Source organism: Mesorhizobium sp. M6A.T.Ce.TU.002.03.1.1 (assembly GCF_003997275.1).
GTDB lineage: Bacteria > Pseudomonadota > Alphaproteobacteria > Rhizobiales > Rhizobiaceae > Mesorhizobium > Mesorhizobium mediterraneum.
The window spans coordinates 1-22,650 of record NZ_RZTI01000003.1 but is presented as its reverse complement, the minus strand read 5'-3'; the positions used below and the strand labels follow the sequence as shown (position 1 = coordinate 22,650).

The 22,650-nt window shown below is 60.4% G+C and carries 25 protein-coding genes; 13 read left to right on the top strand and 12 right to left on the bottom strand.

Annotated elements, in window-relative coordinates; translation table 11 throughout:
* The first annotated feature begins 3 nt into the window (after window positions 1-3).
* From EOC93_RS01730 to EOC93_RS01695, 8 genes are read left to right on the top strand one after another with little or no spacing between them, the layout of a single operon-like run.
* Window positions 4-1,101 carry a glycosyltransferase gene (locus EOC93_RS01730; protein ID WP_095486391.1) on the top strand — a complete coding sequence of 366 codons (1,098 nt, stop codon included), beginning with the start codon at window positions 4-6 and terminating at the stop codon, window positions 1,099-1,101.
* Complete coding sequence (locus EOC93_RS01725; protein ID WP_095486390.1) at window positions 1,101-1,907, top strand: sugar phosphate nucleotidyltransferase; 807 nt, start codon at window positions 1,101-1,103, stop codon at window positions 1,905-1,907. The genes EOC93_RS01730 and EOC93_RS01725 overlap by 1 nt, the downstream gene beginning before the upstream one ends.
* Window positions 1,908-1,909: 2 nt before the next feature.
* Complete coding sequence (locus EOC93_RS01720; protein ID WP_095486389.1) at window positions 1,910-2,671, top strand: TIGR04290 family methyltransferase; 762 nt, start codon at window positions 1,910-1,912, stop codon at window positions 2,669-2,671.
* Entirely contained in the window at window positions 2,664-3,596 is a 933-nt protein-coding gene (locus tag EOC93_RS01715; RefSeq protein WP_095486388.1) for a beta-xylosidase, read from the top strand. The genes EOC93_RS01720 and EOC93_RS01715 overlap by 8 nt, the downstream gene beginning before the upstream one ends.
* Window positions 3,597-3,603: 7 nt before the next feature.
* Window positions 3,604-4,455 (top strand): PIG-L family deacetylase, encoded by an 852-nt coding sequence (locus tag EOC93_RS01710; protein WP_158302616.1) that lies wholly within the window; start codon window positions 3,604-3,606, stop codon window positions 4,453-4,455.
* A complete protein-coding gene (locus tag EOC93_RS01705) occupies window positions 4,452-5,516 on the top strand; it encodes a glycosyltransferase (protein WP_095486386.1) in 1,065 nt (354 codons plus the stop codon). Before EOC93_RS01710 ends, EOC93_RS01705 begins: the two co-directional genes overlap by 4 nt.
* 8 nt (window positions 5,517-5,524) lie before the next feature.
* Window positions 5,525-6,514, top strand: a complete 990-nt coding sequence (locus tag EOC93_RS01700; RefSeq protein ID WP_095486385.1) for a GNAT family N-acetyltransferase — start codon at window positions 5,525-5,527, stop codon at window positions 6,512-6,514.
* Window positions 6,511-7,467, top strand: a complete 957-nt coding sequence (locus EOC93_RS01695; protein WP_095486604.1) for a class I SAM-dependent methyltransferase — start codon at window positions 6,511-6,513, stop codon at window positions 7,465-7,467. Before EOC93_RS01700 ends, EOC93_RS01695 begins: the two co-directional genes overlap by 4 nt.
* Before the next feature lie 681 nt (window positions 7,468-8,148).
* On the opposite strand, the gene EOC93_RS01685 is transcribed toward EOC93_RS01695, so the two are convergent.
* On the bottom strand, window positions 8,149-8,712 hold the full coding sequence (locus tag EOC93_RS01685; protein ID WP_095486602.1) for a sigma-70 family RNA polymerase sigma factor: 564 nt from the start codon (window positions 8,710-8,712) through the stop codon (window positions 8,149-8,151).
* Between the two features lie 352 nt (window positions 8,713-9,064).
* On the opposite strand from EOC93_RS01685, the gene EOC93_RS01680 reads away from it, so the two are divergent.
* The gene (locus EOC93_RS01680; protein WP_095486384.1) at window positions 9,065-11,176 is read left to right on the top strand and encodes a catalase; all 2,112 of its coding nucleotides are present in this window, start codon (window positions 9,065-9,067) and stop codon (window positions 11,174-11,176) included.
* A 90-nt stretch (window positions 11,177-11,266) separates the two neighbouring features.
* Here EOC93_RS01680 and EOC93_RS01675 read toward each other — a convergent pair whose 3' ends face one another.
* From EOC93_RS01675 to EOC93_RS01665, 3 genes are all read right to left on the bottom strand, one after another.
* Window positions 11,267-11,764 (bottom strand): hypothetical protein, encoded by a 498-nt coding sequence (locus tag EOC93_RS01675; RefSeq protein WP_095486383.1) that lies wholly within the window; start codon window positions 11,762-11,764, stop codon window positions 11,267-11,269.
* A 314-nt stretch (window positions 11,765-12,078) separates the two neighbouring features.
* Window positions 12,079-12,687 carry a gamma carbonic anhydrase family protein gene (locus EOC93_RS01670; protein ID WP_127203690.1) on the bottom strand — a complete coding sequence of 203 codons (609 nt, stop codon included), beginning with the start codon at window positions 12,685-12,687 and terminating at the stop codon, window positions 12,079-12,081.
* 159 nt (window positions 12,688-12,846) lie between these two features.
* Entirely contained in the window at window positions 12,847-14,145 is a 1,299-nt protein-coding gene (locus EOC93_RS01665) for an Nramp family divalent metal transporter (protein WP_126103042.1), read from the bottom strand.
* A 328-nt stretch (window positions 14,146-14,473) separates the two neighbouring features.
* Between EOC93_RS01665 and EOC93_RS01660 the strand changes: the two genes are divergently transcribed.
* Window positions 14,474-14,788, top strand: a complete 315-nt coding sequence (locus tag EOC93_RS01660; RefSeq protein WP_095486380.1) for a hypothetical protein — start codon at window positions 14,474-14,476, stop codon at window positions 14,786-14,788.
* 84 nt (window positions 14,789-14,872) lie between these two features.
* On the opposite strand, the gene EOC93_RS01655 is transcribed toward EOC93_RS01660, so the two are convergent.
* The 6 genes from EOC93_RS01655 to EOC93_RS01630 form a co-directional block, all read right to left on the bottom strand.
* A complete protein-coding gene (locus EOC93_RS01655; RefSeq protein ID WP_127203743.1) occupies window positions 14,873-15,463 on the bottom strand; it encodes a LysE family translocator in 591 nt (196 codons plus the stop codon).
* Between the two features lie 206 nt (window positions 15,464-15,669).
* Window positions 15,670-16,197, bottom strand: a complete 528-nt coding sequence (locus tag EOC93_RS01650; RefSeq protein WP_095486379.1) for a ferritin-like domain-containing protein — start codon at window positions 16,195-16,197, stop codon at window positions 15,670-15,672.
* 195 nt (window positions 16,198-16,392) lie between these two features.
* Complete coding sequence (locus EOC93_RS01645; protein ID WP_095486378.1) at window positions 16,393-16,611, bottom strand: hypothetical protein; 219 nt, start codon at window positions 16,609-16,611, stop codon at window positions 16,393-16,395.
* 315 nt (window positions 16,612-16,926) lie between these two features.
* A complete protein-coding gene (locus EOC93_RS01640; protein WP_095486377.1) occupies window positions 16,927-17,148 on the bottom strand; it encodes a hypothetical protein in 222 nt (73 codons plus the stop codon).
* Between the two features lie 40 nt (window positions 17,149-17,188).
* Entirely contained in the window at window positions 17,189-17,560 is a 372-nt protein-coding gene (locus EOC93_RS01635) for an STAS/SEC14 domain-containing protein (RefSeq protein ID WP_158302615.1), read from the bottom strand.
* 99 nt (window positions 17,561-17,659) lie between these two features.
* Window positions 17,660-18,814 (bottom strand): DUF3182 family protein, encoded by a 1,155-nt coding sequence (locus tag EOC93_RS01630; protein WP_127203689.1) that lies wholly within the window; start codon window positions 18,812-18,814, stop codon window positions 17,660-17,662.
* Window positions 18,815-19,079: 265 nt separating this feature from the next.
* Between EOC93_RS01630 and EOC93_RS01625 the strand changes: the two genes are divergently transcribed.
* Complete coding sequence (locus tag EOC93_RS01625) at window positions 19,080-20,108, top strand: MBL fold metallo-hydrolase (protein WP_206437526.1); 1,029 nt, start codon at window positions 19,080-19,082, stop codon at window positions 20,106-20,108.
* A 28-nt stretch (window positions 20,109-20,136) separates the two neighbouring features.
* Here EOC93_RS01625 and EOC93_RS01620 read toward each other — a convergent pair whose 3' ends face one another.
* Window positions 20,137-20,661, bottom strand: coding sequence for a metallophosphoesterase (locus tag EOC93_RS01620; RefSeq protein WP_095486600.1), 525 nt, complete (start codon window positions 20,659-20,661; stop codon window positions 20,137-20,139).
* A gap of 764 nt (window positions 20,662-21,425) precedes the next feature.
* Here EOC93_RS01620 and EOC93_RS01615 point away from each other — a divergent pair.
* A complete protein-coding gene (locus EOC93_RS01615; RefSeq protein ID WP_095486599.1) occupies window positions 21,426-21,680 on the top strand; it encodes a DUF982 domain-containing protein in 255 nt (84 codons plus the stop codon).
* Window positions 21,681-21,690: 10 nt separating this feature from the next.
* On the opposite strand, the gene EOC93_RS01610 is transcribed toward EOC93_RS01615, so the two are convergent.
* Window positions 21,691-22,002 carry a hypothetical protein gene (locus EOC93_RS01610; protein WP_126103046.1) on the bottom strand — a complete coding sequence of 104 codons (312 nt, stop codon included), beginning with the start codon at window positions 22,000-22,002 and terminating at the stop codon, window positions 21,691-21,693.
* A gap of 267 nt (window positions 22,003-22,269) precedes the next feature.
* Here EOC93_RS01610 and EOC93_RS01605 point away from each other — a divergent pair, with 267 nt between their 5' ends.
* Window positions 22,270-22,593 (top strand): hypothetical protein, encoded by a 324-nt coding sequence (locus EOC93_RS01605; protein ID WP_095486598.1) that lies wholly within the window; start codon window positions 22,270-22,272, stop codon window positions 22,591-22,593.
* Window positions 22,594-22,650 lie beyond the last annotated feature (57 nt).

The window sequence follows — 22,650 nt, the reverse complement described above, 5'->3', positions numbered from 1 at the left end:
CGGATGCGAATGGTCATTTTCGGTCTCACCGTCACCTCCTCGTGGGGAAACGGACACGCGACTCTGTGGCGTGGGCTTATCCGGGCGCTCGGCGGGCTGGGCTGGTCCGTCACCTTCTTCGAACGCAACACTCCCTATTATGCCGGGGCGCGCGACCTTGACCATCTCGATGGCGGCAATGTCGTTCTCTATCCGGACTGGGAAGACATCCGCCATGTCGCGGAACAGGCGATCGGGCAAACGGACGTCGTCATCGTCACATCTTATTGCCCCGACGCCGTGGAGGCATCGCGCCTGGCGCAGCAGGCCTCTCGCGGACTGAGGGTTTTCTACGATCTGGACACGCCGGTCACACTCGCCCGGATCGAGCAAGGTCAACGGCCGGCATATTACGGGCCCGAAGGCCTTCGCGATTTCGATCTTGTCCTGAGCTATACCGGGGGAACCGCAATCGACGCGCTCAAAACGTTGTTGGGTGCCCGGCGTGTCCTGCCTCTCTACGGCCATGTCGATCCCGAGCGACACCGACCGGCACAGCCCCGGGCCGAATTTGCCGGGGACCTGTCCTATCTCGGAACTTATGCCGCAGATCGCCAGGCCGGCGTCGAAAAGCTGCTGGTGCGCACGGCAGCGCGCCTGCCGGACCATCGCTTCGTCATCGGCGGCGCCCAATACCCGCACGAATTTCCGTGGGGCGAGAACATCTTTTTTGTCAGGCACCTTCCGCCTGCGGATCATCCGGCTTTCTTCTCCTCCTCGCGTCTGACGCTGAACGTGACCCGCGAGGCAATGGCCAAGAGGGGCTGGTGTCCTTCGGGCAGGCTGTTCGAGGCGGCAGCCTGCGGCGCAGCTATCGTGAGCGACACCTGGCCCGGGCTGAGCAGTTTTTTCCAACCTGGCAGCGAGATCCTCCTGGCGGACACCACCGACGACGTGGTTGCCGCAGTCTGCTTGTCGGACAGCGAAATTGACGCAATTCGGCGCCGTGCGCGCGAGCGGGTGTTGGACGAGCATACCTCTGCGCAACGCGCCAGGGAGCTGGACCGCCTCCTGTCAGATTCATTGCAGACGGCGGGCGAGCCGTTGAAGGAAGCAATCTGATGTTGGGCATCGTGCCTGCTGCCGGCCGCGGCAGCCGCATTCAGCCACTCGGCTTCTCGAAGGAACTCCTGCCGGTCGGCAGCCGCATCGACGGCCAAACCGAGCGTCCCTGCGCGGTGAGCGAATATCTGGTGCGTCGCATGGTGCGCAACGGCGTCGACAAGATCTGCTTCGTCATCGGATCGGGAAAATCGGACATCCTCGAATATTATGCCGCCGGCTATGGCGATGCCGCAGCACTGTTTGTCGTGCAGCCCACCCCTGTCGGTCTTTGCGATGCGATCTTCCGCGCTGCGCCGCTCGTCGCGCCGGACGAGACAGTCCTGATCGGCCTGCCCGATACGATCTGGCTTCCCGAAGACGGTTTCTGCGCCCTGCGGAACGATTGCCTGTCTTTCCTGCTGTTCCCCGTCGACCGTCCGGAATTTTTCGATGCCGTCATTCTCGACAACGACAGCCGGGTGAAGGAAATCCAGGTCAAGCAACAAGACGCCGGATCGAATTGGATTTGGGGTGCATTCAAGATGCCCGGCCGCATCTTTCATCAGCTTGCGACGCTCTGGCGCGAGCGGAATCGCCATGACGAATACGTCGGCACGCTAATCAACGCCTACCTGGCGGCCGGCGGCGAGGCTTACGGCGTCAAGGCAGGCACAGCCTATGTCGATGTCGGCACGTTCAACGGCTACCGCACGGCACTTCGGCTGCTTGAGAACAACGACGCTACGTCGGAGGACCCGAAAAACCTCATATTCGTGCTGCCAGGGGAGTCGCAAATACCAAGCCATCCAGGCGAAGGAGGCTAGCCATGCTGCATTCCAACGCCGAAATCCGCCGCCGCATCGATGCCCTAGGCCCGTGGTTCCACAATATGGAGTTGGCGGGGGTCGAAACCGCCCCAGACCATTTCCTCGGCAACTACCCGCTGATCAAATGGCGCAAGTTCGCCGACGCCATTCCTGCCGATCTGTCCGGCAAGGCCGTGCTCGACATAGGCTGCAACGCCGGCTTCTACTCGATCGAGATGAAGCGCCGCGGCGCCCGCCGTGTCCTCGGCATCGATTTCGATGAAGCCTATCTGGCGCAGGCGCGCTTCGCCGCCGAAATCGCGGACTGCGACATCGAATTCCAGCAGCTGTCGGTCTACGAGGTGGGCGTCCTGCGGGAGAAATTCGACATCGTCCTGTTCATGGGCGTGCTGTATCACCTGCGCCACCCCCTGCTCGCTCTCGATCTGATCCGTGAGCACGTTGCCGGCGACCTGATGATCTTCCAGTCCATGCAGCGCGGCAGCGCCGACCTGCCTGCACTCGATGAGAATTATCCTTTCTGGACCCACGATCTGTTCGACCGACCGGAGTTTCCGAAGCTGCATTTCGTCGAGCATCGCTATGCCGACGACCCGACCAACTGGTGGATTCCCAATCGCGCCTGCACCGAAGCGATGCTGCGCAGCGCCGGCTTCGAGATCGTGCTGCACCCGGAGCAGGAGGTCTATTTCTGCCGCACCGCCGGTGAGCCGGCCGGCGGCGGCGCCGTTTACCCGTCGAGAGGACAACTTCATGATTGAAGCTGCAATGATCTGGAACGAGCCAAACAACAAGTCCCATTGGGATCCCGAACTCGACCCCGACTGGAGCCGCTTCGCCAATATGGCAATACTGGCCGCCGATGCGATCGCAGCTGAAAACCCCGCCGTGACCAAGATCCTCGGCGGCATTTCGCCGATCGATGCCGATTTCATGGCGCTCATGAAGCAGTATGGTGTGCTCGATCACGTCGATGCCGTCGGCGTGCATGGTTTCCCGCTCGACTGGAACCTTTGGCAGATTCAGGAATGGCCGCAGAAGATCGGCGAGATTTCGACCGTCACCGATCTGCCCGTATGGGTCAGCGAAGTCGGTGTGTCGAGCTTCGGTGCCGAGGAGGTGCAGCGCTGGGGCTTGCGCCGGACCGCCGAACTGCTGCTCGGCAATGCGCCGCGCATACAATGGTACAGCCTCTACGACCTTCCGCGCGAATGGGGGGCAACGACGCGTCACCGCGAAGCGGAAGGCTCCTCCTACTATCGCCATTTCTACATGGGCCTGCTGCGCGAAGACGGTACGCCCAAACCAGCGCTCGAGGAATTCCTGCGTTATGCCCCGGCCATGGGACTGGCGCAGTGGTTCCATTTTGAAGATCCCCGGCTGGACGACGCCGTCGCCTGGATGAAGCGGCTGCGCGTCACCAGTCTGCGCACCGGGCTTTCCTGGGCCGACAGTTTCAGGCCGAATGCGCTGGATTGGTACGACCGGCAGATGGAAGCACTGGCCGATTTCGACGTGACCGTCACCTTCTGCTTCACTCCAGAGCATCGCGGAGTTATGCCGCATCACACCAGTCCGCCGCTGGTGCCGGAGGAGTTCGCGGAGTTTTGTGCGACGATGATCCGTCGCTATGCTCCCGGCATGGCCGTCTCGCCGGTCAGGTCCGTGCGAGCTTCGGCAGCATGAGTGTGTCATGCAACACCAACCTGACGGGTCCGGAACGCTTGCCGAATTCGCGGCCCTGTTGCTAGGTACCGCACCATACTCATCGGACGGTGCTGAAATCATGATCGTCGTCGCGCATCCTGACGACGAGAGCATCGGCATCGGGGGGCATCTTGCCGGATTGCGCGGGTCTCGCATCGTTCATGTCACCGACGGGGCGCCGCGAGATCTTGACGACGCGCGGGCGTACGGCTTCGAGACTTGGCAGGACTACGCCGCAGCTCGCCACAGGGAGTTGGAGACGGCGCTCTCGGCGGCGGGTTTTCCGCCGACCGGATTGATCAGCCTCGGTTATCCCGACAAGCAAGCCGCCGGAAACCTTAGCTCGCTCGCACGGGAACTGACCTGCCTGCTGGCCGATTGCGACATCAGCTTCGTCTGCACGCATCCTTATGAAGGCGGTCACCCCGATCACGACGCGACCGCCTTTGCCGTCCATGCGGCCTGCCATTTGCTGCGCCGCGACGGACGCCAGGCGCCGGCCATCGTCGAAATGGCGTTCTATTGCGCCGGACCTGAGGGCGTGGTCCTTCAGGATTTCAACAGCCGACCCGGCAGTGAGTGCATCGAACTGCACCTTACGGAAGCGGCTTTCGAACGAAAGCAGTGCATGCTGGCCTGCCACCGGACACAGCAACGGACGCTGGCGCCGTTTACGGCGCGCGCCGAACGTTTCCGGGTGGCGCCCGCCTATGATTTCCTGGCCCTGCCGAACAACGGCAAGCTCTATTACGAGGCGCTGCCGCTCGGCTTCGAGCCGGCGGTTTGGCTTCACGCCGCGGCGGCTGCGTATGAGGAGCTTCGGCTCGACCGGCCATGACCCTCACCGTCCTGAACGTCGCCTACCCTCTCGCGCCAGTCGGCCTGGATGCGGTTGGCGGTGCCGAGCAGGTGCTATCGATGCTCGACCAGGCACTGGTGCGCGCGGGGCACATTTCCATCGTGATCGGCTGCCAGGGCTCCAGAGCGTCGGGCGTCCTCATCGAGACACCTGCTGAACCAGGTGTGCTCGACGATGCGGCGAAAACACGGGCACAGCGCTCCCACCGCGCCGCGATAGACGCGGCACGCTCCCGTTGGTCGATCGACGTGATTCATCTGCACGGCATCGATTTTCATGCCTATCTGCCTGACCATGGCCCGACACTGGTAAGCCTGCACCTGCCGCTGGATTGGTATCCGGCCGATGCTCTGCGCCCGGTGCGCAACGATCTATGGCTCCACGCCGTCTCAGTGGCGCAGCAGAAGACAGCACCGCCGGGCACCAAGCTCGTTGCACCCATTCCAAACGGCGTCGATATCGATGCGCTGAGCGGCCCGCAGTCCAAGCGCAACTTTGCATTGGTTCTCAGCCGCATCTGCCCGGAAAAGGGCATCCATCTGGCGCTGGACGCCGCCAAGCAGGCTGGCGTGCCGCTGGTCATCGGCGGCAAGGTCTACCCCTATGAAACGCATACGCTGTACCTTCGTCACGAAGTCCAGCCTCGCCTTGACAAGCACCGCCGCTTCCTCGGTCCGCTCGGCTTCACCGCCAAACGGCGCTTTCTCAACGCCGCCCGTTGCCTGGTCATTCCCAGCCTTGCCGCGGAGACCAGCTCGCTTGTCGCGATGGAGGCCCTCGCCTGCGGCACACCGGTTGTCGCCTTTCCAAACGGCGCGCTGCCGGACGTGGTCGAGCACGGCAAGACGGGCTTTCTGGTGAATGACGTCGACGAGATGGCGGAGGCCATTATCGCAGCATCCGGCCTGGATGCCGAGACATGCCGGGCCGAGGCGCGGCGGCGCTTTTCGCTCGACCGCATGATTTCGTCTTACATGGACGCCTACCATGCGCTGGCGGGGCTTGGTGGCGGCCGCAGGCGCCTCGCGGCGGCGCAGTGAGTGCATCCATGCTCCGCTCGGAGATCATCGACGATGCGGCCGCCCTTGAGGCCCTGGCGCCGCGCTGGTGGGAACTCTGGGCGCATAGCCGGACGGCGACGCCGTTCCAATGCCCCGCCTGGCTCGTGCCGTGGTGGCGCACGTTTGCGCCCGGAGAGCTGGCTACGATCGCCGTCTGGCGTGGCGACGATCTGGTGGGATTGGCGCCGTTTTATCTGGAACACACACCTTCCGGGCCGAGACTGCTTCCGGTCGGGATTTCGTTGAGCGATTATCTGGATGTCCTGTGTTTCCCCGGCATCGAAGCGACTGTCGCCGCCGAAATCGCCGACCAGGCTCTCGCGATCAATTGGTCGCAATGGATTTTGCCGGATTTGCCGGCGGGTGCTGCGGGTCTCACTATTACGCACCCTGCGCTGGAGGCGGGTCAACTCGTCGATCACGCCGCTTGTCCCGTGCTCTCGATCATTGGAGCCGATGCGCTTGCGGTCTGCGTTCCGGCGCGGCGAAGGCGCCAGCTGCGCCGCGCGCATAGAGCCGCAGGCAGGCGCGGCTGCGTCTCCGTCATGCCGGTGCAAGATAGTCCCAAAGCATTCTTCGAGCACCTGATCCGCCTTCATGGCGCACGTTGGGCCGGGCATGGTGACGGCGTGCTGGCCGATCCGGCTGCGGAAGAATTCCATCGGCAGGCGCTTGCCCTGCTTGCCGCACAGGGTCTTGTGCGATGCTGGCTTGTTGCTATCGATGACGCGGTCGTCGGCGCCTACTATGGATTTCACCATCGCCACCGCGCCTACGCCTACCTTGGCGGTTTTGATCCGGCCTATGCCGAGGAAAGTCCCGGCGCAATCCTGATCGGTCACGCGATTTCCGAGGCGGCCCGCGAAGGGGCGCGGGAGTTCGATTTCCTGCGCGGCCAGGAGACCTACAAATATGGCTGGGGTGCCGTCGACCAATGGACGATGCGAAAGGTCTGGACGCGGAGCATGGCTCAATGAGCACGACTGGACGAAAACCGTCGTTACAGGCGTCGACGGCAAGAATGGTGTTCGAAGAGTGCATGGCCGACGGCGCCTGCGTCGAAGCCGTCGTTGCCAGACTGGCGCTTCGCTTTGAAACCGGGCTCGATGCTGCGGAACTCGCTGATGTGGCGCTGGATATGTGTTCAGCCGACCTGCGGAACGGGGACAGACTGGAGCGGATCGCCGAGCTGCTTCGTCGCAGGCCTGACATCTTTGCCATGCTGCGCGAAACAGGCGCGGCCGTTCGCCACGAACGCGGTGAATGGGAAACGGATGCCGCTGTCGTCAGGCGGCTGGCCGCCGGCTTCGATGCCGCGGCGGCGATTTCCCTGGCGGCGAGCGTTCAGCTGTCTTCGTTGGGTGACGAGGAGAAGCTCACCGCCACTACCGACGAGATCGTCGCATGGCTGGAAACACAAGGCTTCACTGGCGCCGACCGGGACATATTGGACATTGGTTGTGGCATCGGGCGTTTCGAAAGCGCGCTTTCCAGCGCGGCGCACCGGATCGTCGGCATCGACATATCCTCAAAGATGATTTCGATCGCTCGTCAGCGATGTGCCAGCCTGCGCAATGTGGAAGTGCGGCCGACCTCCGGTCTCGATCTTGCGGACTTCGGCAATGCAAGCTTCGATTGCGTGCTGGCTGTCGACAGCTTCCCCTACCTGGCGCTAGCAGGCTTGGCGGAGCGGTATTTCAAGGAAATCGCGCGTGTTCTGAAGACGTCGGGCATGGCAGCACTTCTGAATTACTCCTATCGCGGATCGCCGGCGCTGGATCGTGCCGATGTTCACCGCCTCGCCGGAGCCCACGGCATGCAGGTCGTCGTTGACAGCGAGAAGCCGTTCCGGCTGTGGGATGGCAATGCCTTTCTTCTTGCTGCATCCGAGGGAACATTACGGCTCAATAACTGTTCGGGCGTCACATAGAAAAGGCGCCTGTAAGTGCCCACAATCCTAAGGAGGACTAGGTGGCATACGGCGGCAAGGGACATCACCTCGGCCGTCAGAACAAAGGCTCCGGCGACGGCGCGATGACCAGTTTGCTCAAGACTAGGCCGAGGAAAGCGGTTGCATCCACCAGAGCCTAGAAGCAGCACACCGAGCAACGCAGGCTCGATGGCAATCGGATCAACTCCGATCAGTATCATGCCGCGGATCGGCTCGCGTAAGGCCGAATGTTGCAATCGCAGACGCGATTATGACCAGCGACCAGCTGAGGTCGCGAGAGTCGAATTTGTCGAGCGCGCCTGGGCTTATTGCCGGGGAGGATCGAAGGGAACGCACAGGCTTTCCCGACGATACCAGCGGCTTCGAAACAATGCTGTGCAAGGGTCAGCGCTGACTGTGAGAACGGCGCGTGAATCCTTGCAAACTCTGATTGCTGACACCACACTGGTGAAGGGATCAATTCGTTAAGAGAACATGATGTCTCGCTCGAGCGACGATACGATCAGCCCGCGACTCCGGCTGGCAATAGACCGGAAGATCGCATCTCTGCTGATTGCCATCGAGCAGGAGAAGGTCCCCGAGCGGTTGACCAACCTTGCGGTTCAATTGCAGAACGCGCTTGTCGAGAAGCGTCGATGCAAAGCAAAGAAAGAGGACTAGCTATCGACGCCTGTCGACTGCCAAGTTTCCTTGTACCTCGGACAGGTGATTGCGTCTTTCTACCAATGTCTGCAACGAACTTTCGCCGAGATATTCCAGCGCGCTGGCGCGCGCTCGGTTAAGGCGGCTCTTTACCGTCCCCACCGCGCAACCGCATATTTCGGCAGTTTCTTCATAGCTGACGCCAAGAACCCCGATCAGCATCAGGACCTCGCGCTGATGTTCCGGCAGTTTCTGGACCGCGCCATAGACTTCCTTGCTCTGAACGGACCACTCCTGTGTAGCTTCCGAAATCGGGATCAGAGAGGCACAGTCGAGCAGGCCGGGTTTTTCCCTGTCGGCGGCCTTGACGCGCGTGTAGTGGGTGTTGCGCATGATGGTGAAGAGCCATGACTTCATGCGTGTCCCAGGCTCGAACTTGTCGATGTTGGCGAGCCCTTTGGTCAACGTCTCCTGGACCAGGTCATCGGCATCGTCAGGAACACGGCAGAAGGTGCGGGCGAAGGCTCGCAAGGCAGGTATCAGGTCAACGATGGAAACTTCATCCGTTTCCTGGTTGGCCAAGGCATAGCCCCTGGAGGACAATGGTCCAGCTCCCAGCAAGAACGAGTTGATGAACGCAGACCTAGCTAAATGCATGAAGGTTTGGATCGTTCCGGACATCGAAATAAGTCGCTAGAAAATCTCGGATTGCGCGGACGCACATCGCGAAACTGCGCGGCTGAACTCCTGTTGCGGGTGAGTGCCGCCCGCCCGGAACACGGCCAGGGGTTCGCTCCATTGACAGACAGCGACGTCAATTCGCCATTGTTCCGCAAGCAAAGGCGCCAGTCCTTTTGCTGGAACAAAGCGGCGTGCCGGAAGTTCGACGCCCTGAGCCGGTGGTTCCGGCCTTCATTCATCGAGGAGCAATATCATGGCGCAGTCCCGGCAGCGTTCAGAAAGACGGCCCGCAAGCGGTCGCAACCAGAATGTCGAGCGGGGAAACGGCGGTGAGCTTCACCAACTGGCGGAAGGCGAGACGCCTGTCCTCACCACTGCGCTCGGTACGCCTGTCTCTGACGATCAGAACACTCTGAAGATCGGCGAGCGTGGCCCGTCGCTGATCGAGGATTCCCACTTTCGTGACAAGATTTTCCATTTCGATCACGAGCGGATTCCCGAACGGGTCGTTCATGCTCGCGGCTACGGCGCACACGGCTATTTCGAAACCTATGAATCGCTAGCCAAATACACGCGCGCCGACATTTTCCAGCGTGCTGGCGAAAAGACGCCGGTTTTCGTGCGCTTCTCGACAGTCGCCGGCAACAAGGGCTCGTTCGACCTGGCCCGCGACGTGCGCGGTTTCGCCGTCAAGCTTTACACCAAGGAAGGCAATTGGGATCTGGTCGGCAACAACATCCCGGTTTTCTTCATCCAGGACGCGATCAAGTTTCCCGATCTGATCCATGCCGCCAAGCAGGAACCGGACCGCGACTTCCCGCAGGCCCAGACCGCGCATGACAATTTCTGGGATTTCATCAGCCTGATGCCGGAATCGATGCACATGATCATGTGGATCATGTCGGATCGTGCGATCCCGCGCTCCTTCCGCTTCATGCAGGGCTTCGGCGTCCACACCTTCCGCTTCGTCAGCGCCGACGACGAATCCACCTTCGTCAAATTCATCTGGAAACCAAAGCTCGGCATGCAGTCGGTGGTATGGAACGAGGCAGTCAAGATCAATGGTGCCGATCCGGATTTTCATCGCCGCGACCTGTGGGAGGCGATCCAGTCCGGCAACTTCCCGGAATGGGAACTTACCGTGCAGCTCTTCGATCAGGACTTTGCGGACAGCTTCGATTTCGATGTCCTCGACGCCACGAAGATCATTCCCGAAGAAATCCTCAAGCCGATCCCGGTGGGACGATTGGTCCTGGATCGTATGCCCGACAATTTCTTCGCCGAGACCGAACAAGTGGCGTTCATGACGCAAAACGTGCCGCCCGGCATTGATTTTTCCAATGACCCGCTGCTGCAGGGACGCAACTTTTCCTATCTCGACACCCAGCTGAAGCGGCTCGGCAGCCCGAATTTTACCCACCTTCCAATCAACGCACCGAAGTGCCCGTTTGCTCATTTTCAGCAGGACGGACACATGGCTATGCGCAATCCGGTAGGCCGTGCAAATTATGAGCCAAATTCGTGGGGCATGGGTCCGCGCGAGGATCCCCAGCGCGGCTACCGTTCCTTTGCCGATGCCGAGCAGGGCCAGAAAGTGCGGCTGCGGGCGGAAAGCTTCGCCGACCACTACAGCCAGGCGCGGCTGTTCTTCAACAGCCAGACGCCTCCGGAACAACGCCACATCGTCATGGCTTTGACATTCGAATTGAGCAAGGTCCAGACACCGGCAATCCGCGAGCGAATGGTTTCCCATCTGCTGAACATCGACGAGGCGCTGGCGGCCACCGTTGCCGACAAGCTTGGCATTCGAAAGATGCCAAGTCCGGCGGACGCTGCGGTGCCGCCGCGAGACGACCTGGAGCCCTCGCCGGCGCTCAGCATCATCAATAACGGGCCGGAGAGCTTCGGAGGCCGTAAGGTCGGCGTGCTGGTCAGCGACGGCGTGGATGCTGCGCTGTTCGAGCAACTCCGAACCGCGGTCGAAAAGGAAGGCGCGGTGATGGAGGTCGTCGCCGCAAAGGTCGGCGGCGTAGATGCGGCCGATGGCACGCAGATCGAAGCGAGACACATGATCGACGGCGGTCCGTCGGTCCTGTTCGACGCGGTCGTGCTTATGCTCTCGGAGCCGGGCGCCGAACTGCTGGCCAAGGAAGCCGCCGCAAAGGACTTCGTTTCCGATGCGTTCGCTCATTGCAAATTCATCGGTTTCACGTCGGGAGCCGAGGCGCTGCTGGCCAAGGCAGGCGTCGATGCGGATGCGGATGAAGGGCTGATAAGGCTGGAATCAAACAAGACGGCTGAGAAGTTCGTCCAAGCCTGCCGGAAGTTGCGGCTGTGGGCGCGGGAGGCGGCCGTCAAGCTCTGACGCCGGTGCATGCTGGCCGTCTGTTCGCATGGTTGACTGGAGCCGTAGAATCAAGCGGGCGGAAGCATCCCTTCGCTCTGACCGGGCCGTCTATGACCGGTCGCTATTCTTAGCCGCCTCCTCTCGCTGCTTTTTCAGGACTTCGTCGGTCCCGACCAGCTTTTTCGACCCGCCGGGAATCGCTGTGGACACCACGGCAGGCGGGTCGCTCGCGGGGAAGGAATCCTCAAGGCCGGCCTGCAACTGGTCTTCCAAGGTTTCCGGCTTTTGCGACCGACCAGGTGTCCTTCGGGTTTCTGTCTCCTCCAGCGGCTGTTTCATGTCAGGTGAAGACTTGACCTCTCGAACGCAGGCGTAAAGCTGTTCGATGGCAAATTCCTTCAGTGTTTCGAAGTTGGCCCTATCATCATCTTGCATTGCCTCGATCTGATCGACCATGTTTTTCTCGAACCGCTCAAGGCTATCGCTTCCGCACACCTGGCAAAGTCGCAATAGTGATTCTTTGAGCATTTTCGGGCCAAAGTAAGCCGACGCTTCGAGCTTGAGCCGTTGCAAATCCTCTGGAGTTGCCGCCTGAAGTTTTGACATGTGCGCCCCTTTCGCCTGATGAGCATATCAACGGCAATTGTCGGCAGATGTTCCATTCATCCGGCCGGATGCATCGCTCTCGTTCAGAAAACCAGGGCTGCTGGGGGTAAGCGACCGCAGCCGCCTCGTTTTTCCGGGTTGGATGCGACCAGAAGGCTATCGCCGGGGCCTATTGCGATCCAAGCCCGGCGCATACTCGGACTCCTTCTTCCGATCGTCTGGGTCGGCGCTGGCCGGGCTGTTGCCGTTGCTGGCAGGGCGGCGGAGCCGAGGTGAAGGAACGGCGGAAGCTCCGTCGTGATCCTTGCTCCTGGCTATAGCTCCCGGTCGTCGCGATGATCGGCGAGCCCGCTCGCCTCGCGCTGGGTGACCTTCTTCATGTCCATGTCGACGCCGATGCCGGACTGTCGCTGCAGCCCGTAGACCTCTTCGGCAAAGTTCATCTTGGCGAGGACGGCGTCGATCTTCTCGTGCTTGTCGGGCGGGAACATCTCAGCGGGATCGCCGACCGCCACCCATTTGATCGGGACGAGCGAGTTCGGCGGCAGGACGTTGCGCACGTGGACCACGCCGTCGATGCGAACCTCTGTGCGTCGCCCAATGACCGCGCCCTGATAGATTTTGACGCCCGTTGCCAGGAAGCACTCGTCCGCGACGATACAGCCCTTGAGTGAACAGAGCGGCCCGATCAGGACATTATCGCCGATCTCGACGGCGTTCCGACTCGTGCTGCGGATGTTGAGGTTCTCGCGGACGACGCACTGGGCGCCGATCCGTACCGGCGCGCCATGCGCCTCGATCACCGCCCCGAACGAGACGTGCGTGTGTGGACCGATCGCCACGTCTCCGCAGATCACCGCTGTCGGAGCCACATAGGCGGTTGGATCGATGTTCGGCCGCTTGCTCTGGTGCTCGATAAGCATGGCGGGCTCCTGTGCGAAGGATGTCGACTGAAAAAAGCTAACGGGCGAGAGCAGCGCGAGTTCCGCTGCGCCCAGCCGATCTGCTTCAGCCGTTGGGTTTGCTGATTGCGAAACTTGGTCGAGCGCTTCTTCAACAGATCGCGCGATGCCGGCGTATTGCTAGATGAACCAGGTCGCCACTAGCCCGACTGACGCAGCAAAGGTCGCCAATGTCGTCACGCCGCCAAGGACGTTTGTGCCGGGGCTGTTCACCTTGTCGCCCATGATCTTGCGGTTGTTGGTCATGATGAGGATCAGCAGCAGCAGAGGCGGAGTAGAAAAACCCTGCACAATACCGGACCAGACCAGGGCTTTCATCGGGTTGAAGCCGATGAAATTGAGCCCCACCGCCAACAGTGTGATCACTCCGGTCGCGATGTAGAATTTGGGAGCCTGGCGAGGTTTGTCGTTCATGCCGTGCTTCCAACCCATCGCCTGCGCAAGATCAAAGGCGGCGCCGGTCGTCATGACTGGAACGGCCAGAAAGCCGACGCCGATCACGCCGGCTGCGAAGACAATTCCTGCCGCATCACCGGCAAGCGGCCGCAGCGCTTCGGCTGCCTGGGCGGCTGTCTCAATCTGGGTCTGACCTGCCTCATAGAGGGTTGATCCCGTCGAAAGAATGATGAAATACATGATCAAATTGGAAAACGTCATACCGATCAAGATGTCGCGGCGAGACCGGCGAAGTTCGCCTTCCGTCGCTCCCTTCCGCTCTTTGAGAGTCGTCCTGCCCTCTGCAATCTCTTCCTCGACCTCCTGGTTGGACTGCCAGGTATAGAGATATGCCGAGAGCGTCGTGCCGATGATGGCAACGAGGATGGACAGGTACTCACGGCTGAACTCGATTTTTGGGATCAGAGTGCCGTACAGAACAGACAATGCGTCCGGTTTCGCGAGGACGGCGGAAACCACATAGGCAAGCAGCGTCAGCGCCAGCCACCGGAAGGCGTTTCGGATCAGTTTGTAGGAGCCGAAAACCTGCAGAGCGAAAATAATGGCGGCGACGCCAACCACGATCAACGGAACCGGCAGCGGGACGAACAGATTGAGAGCCGCAGACATCGCCCCGAGATCCGCGGCAGCCTCGATGGTGTTGCCGATCAGCACGCCCACCAACACCGACCACAAGAGCCATCGCGGGTAAAAGTCGGAAATGACCTGGAAGAGCCCGCGTCCGGAGACCTGGCCCAGCTTCGATGAGAGATACACGACAGTGTACATCATCGGCAGGGTAAGTGGCGCGGTCCAGAGCAGGTCGGGACCGAACCTGGCCCCGGCGCTGGCGTAGGTTCCGATGGCCGAGCAGTCGTCGTCGGCCGCGCCGGTGATCAGCCCGAGCCCAAGGGCCCGGCCGATGCCGCTACCCTCCCGTCGCGGCTTTTTTCGGCCGGGGTCCTTGCGAGCCAGTTCGCTCATTGGGCACGCACTGCCGCTGGCGTGACGTGGAGGCCAATGGAGACATCCATCGGATTAATCATCCTCTATGGAAACAAGCTGCAGCAGGCGATCATCGGACGGCTCTCGTGTTCGGAATCGAACAGCCAAGCAGGCGCTTTGTTCCGTCGGCAGGCCATGCCGCATTAATGGCGGCGGGCAGTGCCGGATGCACAGGACGCCACGCGGACTGTAGAAAGCGCCGATCGGGCGGCCTGCCGGCAAGCGGGATAGGAACCTTTTCTGAAACACGCCGTTTGCCAGCAGGCGGTTGCATTAGCAACCTTTGAACAACGGAAAGGGTCTTGCCATGAACTACAAGATGATCTGTTTAGGCGCGATGGCGCTTTCTTTGGTAAGCGGCGTTTCTCTCGCGGCAGGCGCCGACACAGGCACGTCTGCCTTGGACGACCCTGCAAAGATGGAGCCGTTCTACACGGACTCCAGCATGAAGACTCTGCGGTCGGACGACGCGTTCACGACGGCGTGGAAAGCGCTGACGGACGAGGACCGCATGGCAATGACAAAAGTCTGCGATGAGGAGATGGCAAACCCCAACGCCGCCAACACCCACCCTGAATTCTGCAGCAATGTCAAAAAGCTCGGCGGCGAGTCGAAGAACTGAACCATGGGAAGGCGGGCAATCGCCCGCCTTTTGGTTAGCGACTGTGAAGGCAAGAGGGATACGATAGCCGCGGGGTCGGCTAGTTTAACGGGTCGCTCCGCCACTCACGGCCATGCGAATGCCCAGGCCAATGATAAAACAGCCGGCGATGCGCTGCTGCCAGAGCCGTATCTTTGGCTGCTTCAGGATCCACTCGCCAACCGCACCGGACGCGAGCGCGTACGCGCCCAGCACCAATACACCTGTGATTTTCTGTGTCCCACCCAGCAACAGCAATTGCAGCGTCACCGATCCTCGAGCCGGGTCAACGAATTGCGGCAGGAACGCAACCATGAACATCATTGGCCAGGGATTTATGAGGTTGGCGATCATTCCTTCTCGTGCAGCCGCTAGCGGACCAAGATTTCTATGCTCTTCGATGGCAACTTCCGTGGCTGACGAGAGCAATAGGCTCATTCCGAGCCAACACAGGTAAGCGGCGCCGGACCATCGGAGCAGACTGAATGCGAGGGGCGACGCCCCAACCAATGAAGACACGCCTAACGCGAGGAGAGGCAATTGAACAAGCCCCGCTCCGACGGTCATGCCCAGCACCGTGAAAAACGCCGTGCTTCGTCCGTGAGCAATTCCGCGTGCTGTCACAAGCATGCTGTCGGGGCCGGGCGGGGCCTGCATCGAGATTACGGTCCCCAGGAAAGCTATCCACAACACGGGATCCATGATCCTGCTCTCTCCGCCTGACAACTGCGCAGTGCCTTTCCTGCAACTGACGGTCAGTCAGGCCGGTTCAAGAATTCCGGATGGCAAGCCCGATACCCGCCTCTTCGGAGCGGAGCCCTGGCGATCCCTGCCGGGGCTCCGCAACCCGATGGCACAAGCAATTATGCGGCCGCTTGAAGAGCGCGTTGGTTGACACCCCCCTCGCCTAGACCCGTCAGCGCTTCGTCCGTTGCGACCTCTTCCTTGAGCGTCGCTTTGAGAAGGGCGGCAACGTCGGCCTTTCCCATCTGTTCTGCCCAGGCGATCAGAGTGCCGTACCGGGCGATCTCGTAATGCTCGACGGCTTGCGCCGCTGCGACCAGTCCGGCGTCGAGCGCAGGAGCACCTTCATAGTCTTCGAGGATCTCGGAGCCCTCTTCAATGATGCCGTCGATCGCCGGGCAGGTCTTGCCGCGTGCTGCCTTGCCGAATTTCTCGAACACTTCCTCGAGGCGGTCGACGTGACCTTCCGTTTCCATGCGATGTTTTTCGAAGGCGGCAGTCACCTTTTCCGACTCAGCACCTTTCGCCATTTTCGGCAGGGCCCTTAATATCTTCTTTTCGGCATAGTAAAGATCTTTGAGCCCGTCGAGGAACAGGTCCTCAAGACCCTTGGTTGTCGCTTTCGTGGATTTCTTCGCAGTGGCCATGGTCTTCTCCCGCTGGGGTTGGAGCTAGCCTTCCTAAACGTGAAGGCGTCCGATAACCCCACCGGCCAGCAACAAGTTCCACATCAATTCAGCATCGCCGGAAATTTTCCGGCGACTCGCGTCGCATGGTCAGGCGCTGCAAGCGTTACGCTGGTGAGCAGAGGCCGCCGAGGCGATGGTTGCCTCGCTTGCGGCTCAATCGATCCGCCTGATGCGGCCCTTGTCGAGACGGAATACTCCATCCTGCCCGCCCTGCCTCTCAAAATCGGTAAGCAGATCGTCCCAGGTTCCCAGGAACTCGCCACAGTCGTCGCAAAAGATCCGGTCGTCAGGACCGGCGTCGGCCGGAATCCTCAGCCTTATTGTCAGGCAATAAGGGCACTCCAACTGATGGTTGAGATACTGCTTGGTCATGGACGATGGCGAGAATGCACTGGAAATGTGGTCCCTGCAACCTCGCTCGTGCTGGCCCGACGAACTCGGCAAGCAACGTACAGCGATGGGGGCATTACGGCGATTGTTGCGATCCTCCGGGAATAACGAGCGCGCCTGCATTAGGAGCCGAATATTCAAAGCCTATGAAAAACGCAGCAAGAATTAGCGCGCAGATAAGTGCGATTGCTGCCAGTGCGGTTCTGGACAACGGCTTACGCGGTTCGCGATTTTGCAACACTGAATCGGTCCGCTCTCTGTTCGAAGACGACGGAGGGATCAAGACACCTGAACCCATTATATGCCGTCTTTAGCCGGAGGCCACCCGGACTGAGCCGTCGGGGGAATATTGTCGGACGTCAGTTCGCCCCGCTTGAGCCTTCTAATGGCTTCGTTGGCTTCAACTTCATCCAGCCCGGAAAGCGGCATGCCGTCAACTATGACGGCTTCCTCGCTCTCGCCGTCATAGACTTCCCACAGGCCTTCCGAATCCTGCCGCTTGTTGTAGGTGGTTGGCATGGCGACTCCCTAAGGCGGTCTGAAGATCAGCTAGATGCTGCTATTGGACACCTGCTACCCACTCCAGAGCCTGGGCCTTTTCGTCCTTCGGGAACACCCTCGCCTCGATCTGCGGGAAAAGCGCGCCCGTCATCTCCGTAGCTGCCTTGATCCACTGTTTTTCGGACACCACTGCGGCACGCTGGAAGCGGTGGAATTCGCCAAGTTTGCTCAAGCCGTACTGCAGATCGCGGCGCAAAGCGTCGCCCGTCATGTCCTCCAAATCCGTAAGGTCCGCCAGGACGCCGATCTCCTCATGTTCGCTCAGCTTCTCCTCGATGGCCGGGATGACTTTGTCGTAGTCCTGCGCGGTCACGGTACCGGCAACGCGAAATGCGGCGACGTTCTCAGGAGCAGAAATAACCTCGATCACTTTTTCCTCCTTTCGAATTGGCTTCACGGATTATCCCGAACAACTCAAGCCGCCCATGGATGTTCCCTGATTTAAGCGTTTTGCGATCTAATTTGACACTCATGAGCCGGCGCAATTGGCCGGCTCCCGGATCGCTTGCGTGATGACAGTATAGCGCGTGATGGGGCCCTCATCGGGATCTTCTCCGTGAAAGTGAACGTCCGCGTTCACCGGTGGCCGGCTGTTGTTGCCGAACTCCTTAACTGCGGACGCACGGACGAGTTGGATGTCCGGGTCCTGCTTCATGATCTTTATTGCTGCAAGCTCGGCAGTACTGCCGCCGCCAATGCGCCAGCTGGCTTCGAGCACACCGGATCGCCAGATGCCCGACGAATCGACGCCCTGGCCGATATCGTAGTTGCGCCGCGAGGCGAAAAATCGGGGATAGTCAGCCATCGCCGTGTCATAGGCCCTCGCCTGCACCGTTGCCAAAGCCAGTGCGCGAGGAAGCTGAAGGTCTTCGAGCGCTTCCCATCCGCCGCGCACTACAATGAGATCGGATCCGCCATAAACGGATTGTCCCGCATTATCGGTGGTCGTCCTTTGAGTGCCGTAATAGGCGACAATGATCTCATCGATTTCCGTTCTGCCGACGCTCAGCGTGACGATGTCGCGGAGGTCCGCTTCGAGCACCAGACCGCACTCGTCCAAGTCGGAGGAGCGGTACCGCTCAAGCAGCCTCTCGACGTCAGCAACCGTCAGAACAATGTGTTGGTCTTGGCCTCGCGAGGAAAGCGGCGGCTTAAGCCGGGCAACCCCGAGCCTCAGCAGACGTTCGGCCGCCCGCAGCGCATCGTGCCGCGAAAACACCGTGTAGCCAGGCAATACTGCTGCGCTGACAGTTCTGCCGAAGCCGGTTGACCATTCTTTCGGTCGTTCGGCCAAGCCGTCCACCAGTTCATGGGTTATGGCCTTGGTCATTGCGAAACGCCAAGGCACCACGCCGCCGAAGAGGTCTTGCGGTCCGCCGATACCCAGCCGTGCCGCATCGGTGACAAGCAAGCTGTCGTCGGGCACGAAATACAACCCGCCGCCATTGCGGATGCTGTTGCCTAGGCCCCGCCGGAAGGCAAATCCCTTGAGGGTCGCAATCGTGCGGGCAACGGCAGCCACGGCTTCCCGTTCGTGAGCGTAGAGGGGCTCGCAGCCCGGCGCTGAGAATGCGATCACCGTCCCCTTTGCCTCGCTCGGCTGAGTGCCTTTGTGCTCGGTCATGTCGCTCGTTCTTGGTGCTACCTCGTTGTGACCGCGGGTTGCCCGCGTTGCGGTCTGCTCCTCGCTCCGAACCGAGACAACGCAGAAGGTGGCAAAAACGTTCAGTCTGATTTGGCCGGCTCGCCGCCTTCTGCATCATTTCGAACGATATCCATGGGAACCGCTACCCAGAGCGCACGATTAGAGAGGATAGACCTCAGGTTCAGGTCGTGTCTGAAGGTGAGCGCCTAGTGGCGAAATTCGAAAACGGTATCGGGTGAATTCCGTGACGTTGCTGGTTCAGCCGCGCCTGGTCAACGATCCCTTCTCGGATGCGGGGCTTCTTCTGGACTTCCGATTCGGCAACCGGGCGATGCTCTTCGACATTGGTGATCTGTCGCCACTTTCGCCGCGCGAAATCCTGCGCGTCAGCCACGTATTCGTATCACACATGCACATGGATCACTTCGCCGGCTTCGATCGGCTCCTGCGGTTATTTCTATACAGGAATAGAACAGTGCATTTCTTCGGCCCGCCTGGGTTGACCGAGGCCGTGCAAGCCAAGCTCAACGCATACACGTGGAATCTCCTCGACGAACAGTCCCACGACTTCATGATAGCGGCCTGCGACTGGACGCCGGCCGGATTTCGTCATTCCCGCCTCTTTCGGGCGCGATCGGGCTTCGCACGGCAGGATACGGCCTCAACCCCAGCTGAGGGAAATATCCTGCTCGATGATCCCGATTTCCGTGTCGAAGCAGCAATGCTCGACCACGGCGTTCCGTGCCTTGCATTCGCGTTTCAGGAAAAGATCCAGGTCAATGTGCAAAAACCACAACTGGAAGCGTTGGGTTTGCCTGTCGGAGCTTGGTTGAACGAAGCCAAGCGTGCGGTCCGGCGCGGAGCTGATCCCGAAACGATACTCGCCCCGACCGCGGATCGGCATATCTCGGTCGGCGAACTCCTCGGTGCCGGAGCCCTGAGAACCGGTCCCGGACAGAGGATTGTCTATGCGACCGATCTCGCATTCAACGAGGCAAATCTCGCGCGTGTCGTTGCGCTTGCGCACGGCGCGAACCAACTGTTTATCGAAGCGGGCTTCCTGCAGGAAGATCGGCGGCTGGCCGCCGCGAAGCGGCACCTCACGGCGGCCGAAGCCGGCACTATCGCCCGGCTTGCGGGTGTTGAACATGCTGTGCCGATGCACTTTTCTCCTCGTTATCTCGGACACGAAGATGAACTGCATGCGGAGTTCGCAGCAAATCTAGCCGCCGGAAGCATTCCTCACTCGGGGACAATGAATACCAACATGTAAGCAACAGCCGGATGATCCGCGTTTTTGATCACTTGCGTTGAATATCGCGGCGGGCCGTTCGCCGACGCCTGCGGGCAAGGATGACGGAAAGGGTGACCGGTCGAAAATCCCAGCTGTCGACGCCGGCGTCGTACTGGCGTGTAACCGGGGTCAATTTGCCGTGGGAATGGCCATGCAGATCGATCGATTTCTTGCCGATCTGATTCCAGGTGCGAAAAGGATAGTGGCAAAGGATCAGCAACCTGCCGTCTATCGTCAGCTCCTTATAATGTTGTGTGCTGGCCCAACCTGCGGCGCCGATAGTCGCTGCGCCATCGTTGTTGCCTATGATCAAGTGCTTCCGGCCATGAAGAGACGACAGGAGCGATGAAACGAATTCGGCCGATCCCTTCGCGAAATCGCCGAGATGCCAGATCTCGTCGTCCGGGCTGACGGTTTCGTTCCAGAGCGAGATCAGCGTTCGATCGTGTTCTGCCAGCGAGCCGAACGGGCGACGATCGATACGCAATATGCGGGGATCGCTGAAATGTGTGTCGGCCGTGAAATAGATCATCGAGCAGCTCATGGCTTAAGCCTGTCTTCCCCAACGCGACGCGACGATGGGCAAGCTAAAGATCGTCGGTCACCCGCAGGCAATCTCGACAATTATCCGAGTGTCCTCATCGTAGCTGATGTTCATCCGGGCCCAGCCGAGGTCGGAGGTGCGGGCGCATGTCGAGCAGTGGGTGCGCCAGACAGCTTCCTTCGGCGGATCCGGCATTTCAGTGAGCGGTCGACCCAGAAGATGCTGGTAACGGGACGCCTGACACTGATCTCCGTAATAGTATCGCTGCGGCTGGCCGGCGACTTGCGCGACCCAAATCGCGGGATTTCGCGGATGGTTGCGTATCGTGGAGCCTTCCGGTGCCCAATATGTGAACGGAGGCGCAGGGTCGGCCTCGATCACGACCCGCGGCTCCGCCAATTTCACCGGCGGGCTCGAGATACCCAGTTGTTGTTCATCGGATGAGGTACATGCCGACACGAACAGAGCCAAGCAGCCCCCAATTGCAGTCAATGATTTCATAACACTGCCTGGCCCCCTTGAAGCACAGCGTCGGGTCTGCTCCTAAGCTGGCAACTGATAGCCAAATCCAGCCGACAATATGGCTGGGAGATCACCTTCGCGGGGTGACCTTGTATTACGCCAAACTGCGCGGCGTGGTGAGGTCGCAAAGCCTCGCATGGACAGGGCAGCAGCAAGTCCGACAGCAATCAACATTTGAGGTGGCCAAGAAGATCAGACGCGGCTAACATATTGCCACTTTGGAGAGTGTCGTGCGTACGAGACGTTTCAGAAAGCCGATTGTTGTTCAACCTGGCCGGATCGATCGCGACAGGGTTGTTTTGTCGGTCTCCGACGCGGCTGAAGTGCTGCTGAGGGACTGGCCGGCGCCGGCCTCCAAGACGCGACTCGCTGCAATCGAAGCCTGCCTTGCCGTTATTCGCGGCGAAAAGCCGCCGAGGGTCGCGCGCCAGGCGTTCATCGTCGCGGCCAAGGATGCGAGAATCCTGCTCGGCGAACAAATCTAGATCGGCGCCGTCAGGCAGAGCCTCGTTGAGGCAGCTCGATCTCTTCCTCGACCTGCTGCTGCAGATCGTCACGCGCGCGCTTCACCTCGCCGCGAGGTGCCTCCGATTGTTTCTGTCTGTCCAGTTCGTGCTCCACCGTGTCGCGCGAACCTTCTGCCGGATCCTCTTGCGGACGGTTGTTGTCCCGCTCGGCGGCTTGATCTTGTCGCTTGTCCTTTCTGCCCTGATGACCATCGGGACTGCGCTCATCGGCGTGCTCGGTATTGTCTGTGCTTGAGCCTATCCGATCTCCGCCAATTGTTTCGTCTGGCATGTTGGTCATACTCCGGCTCCCCGATTTTGGTTGCGCGAAACCTTGCGTAGTGCGTCTCGCCTTCTGCACGTGTTTCGTTGATGAGGCCAACGGCAGATTTGCAGCTTGGTTCCATCCAACCTGCTGCGGACTAACAGCCACCAGATATCGGCTGAACCAAGCGCTTCCAAGCCTGCGATTAATGTAGCGCCCGGCCGCGACAAAACCGTCCCTGAGGGAACTTTCAATTTCCGCGTGGGTTAAGGCCAAACAGCCAATTTCGAGGGAGAAATGATCATGGCTAACGCCCAGCAGGAACTGGCCGAATTCGTCATCAGCAAGGCCTTCAATCCGGTCATGCGAGCGAAACCGGGTGGAAAATCCGATGCCGATCGCAAAACCTTGGAGCACGTGCAGCAGGCGACCAAGGCCGAGATCGAGCGCTATCGCAATTACGACTCCGCTCAGCAGGTCGTCGTCAATTTCAAACGCGACCTGAGCTCCGACGCCGCCAAGAAGGTGCACTCTCAGCTGCGGCGCCTGCATCTGCCGACAATCGAGGACATCAAAGATGACTTCGAAGATAAGGCCCGCAAGCTCGGGGTCAAAGCCTCGTCGTGACGGACCTGGTCACTGCACCCGTGACGATATCGGCTCAGATCGCCAGGTGCTGAAGTC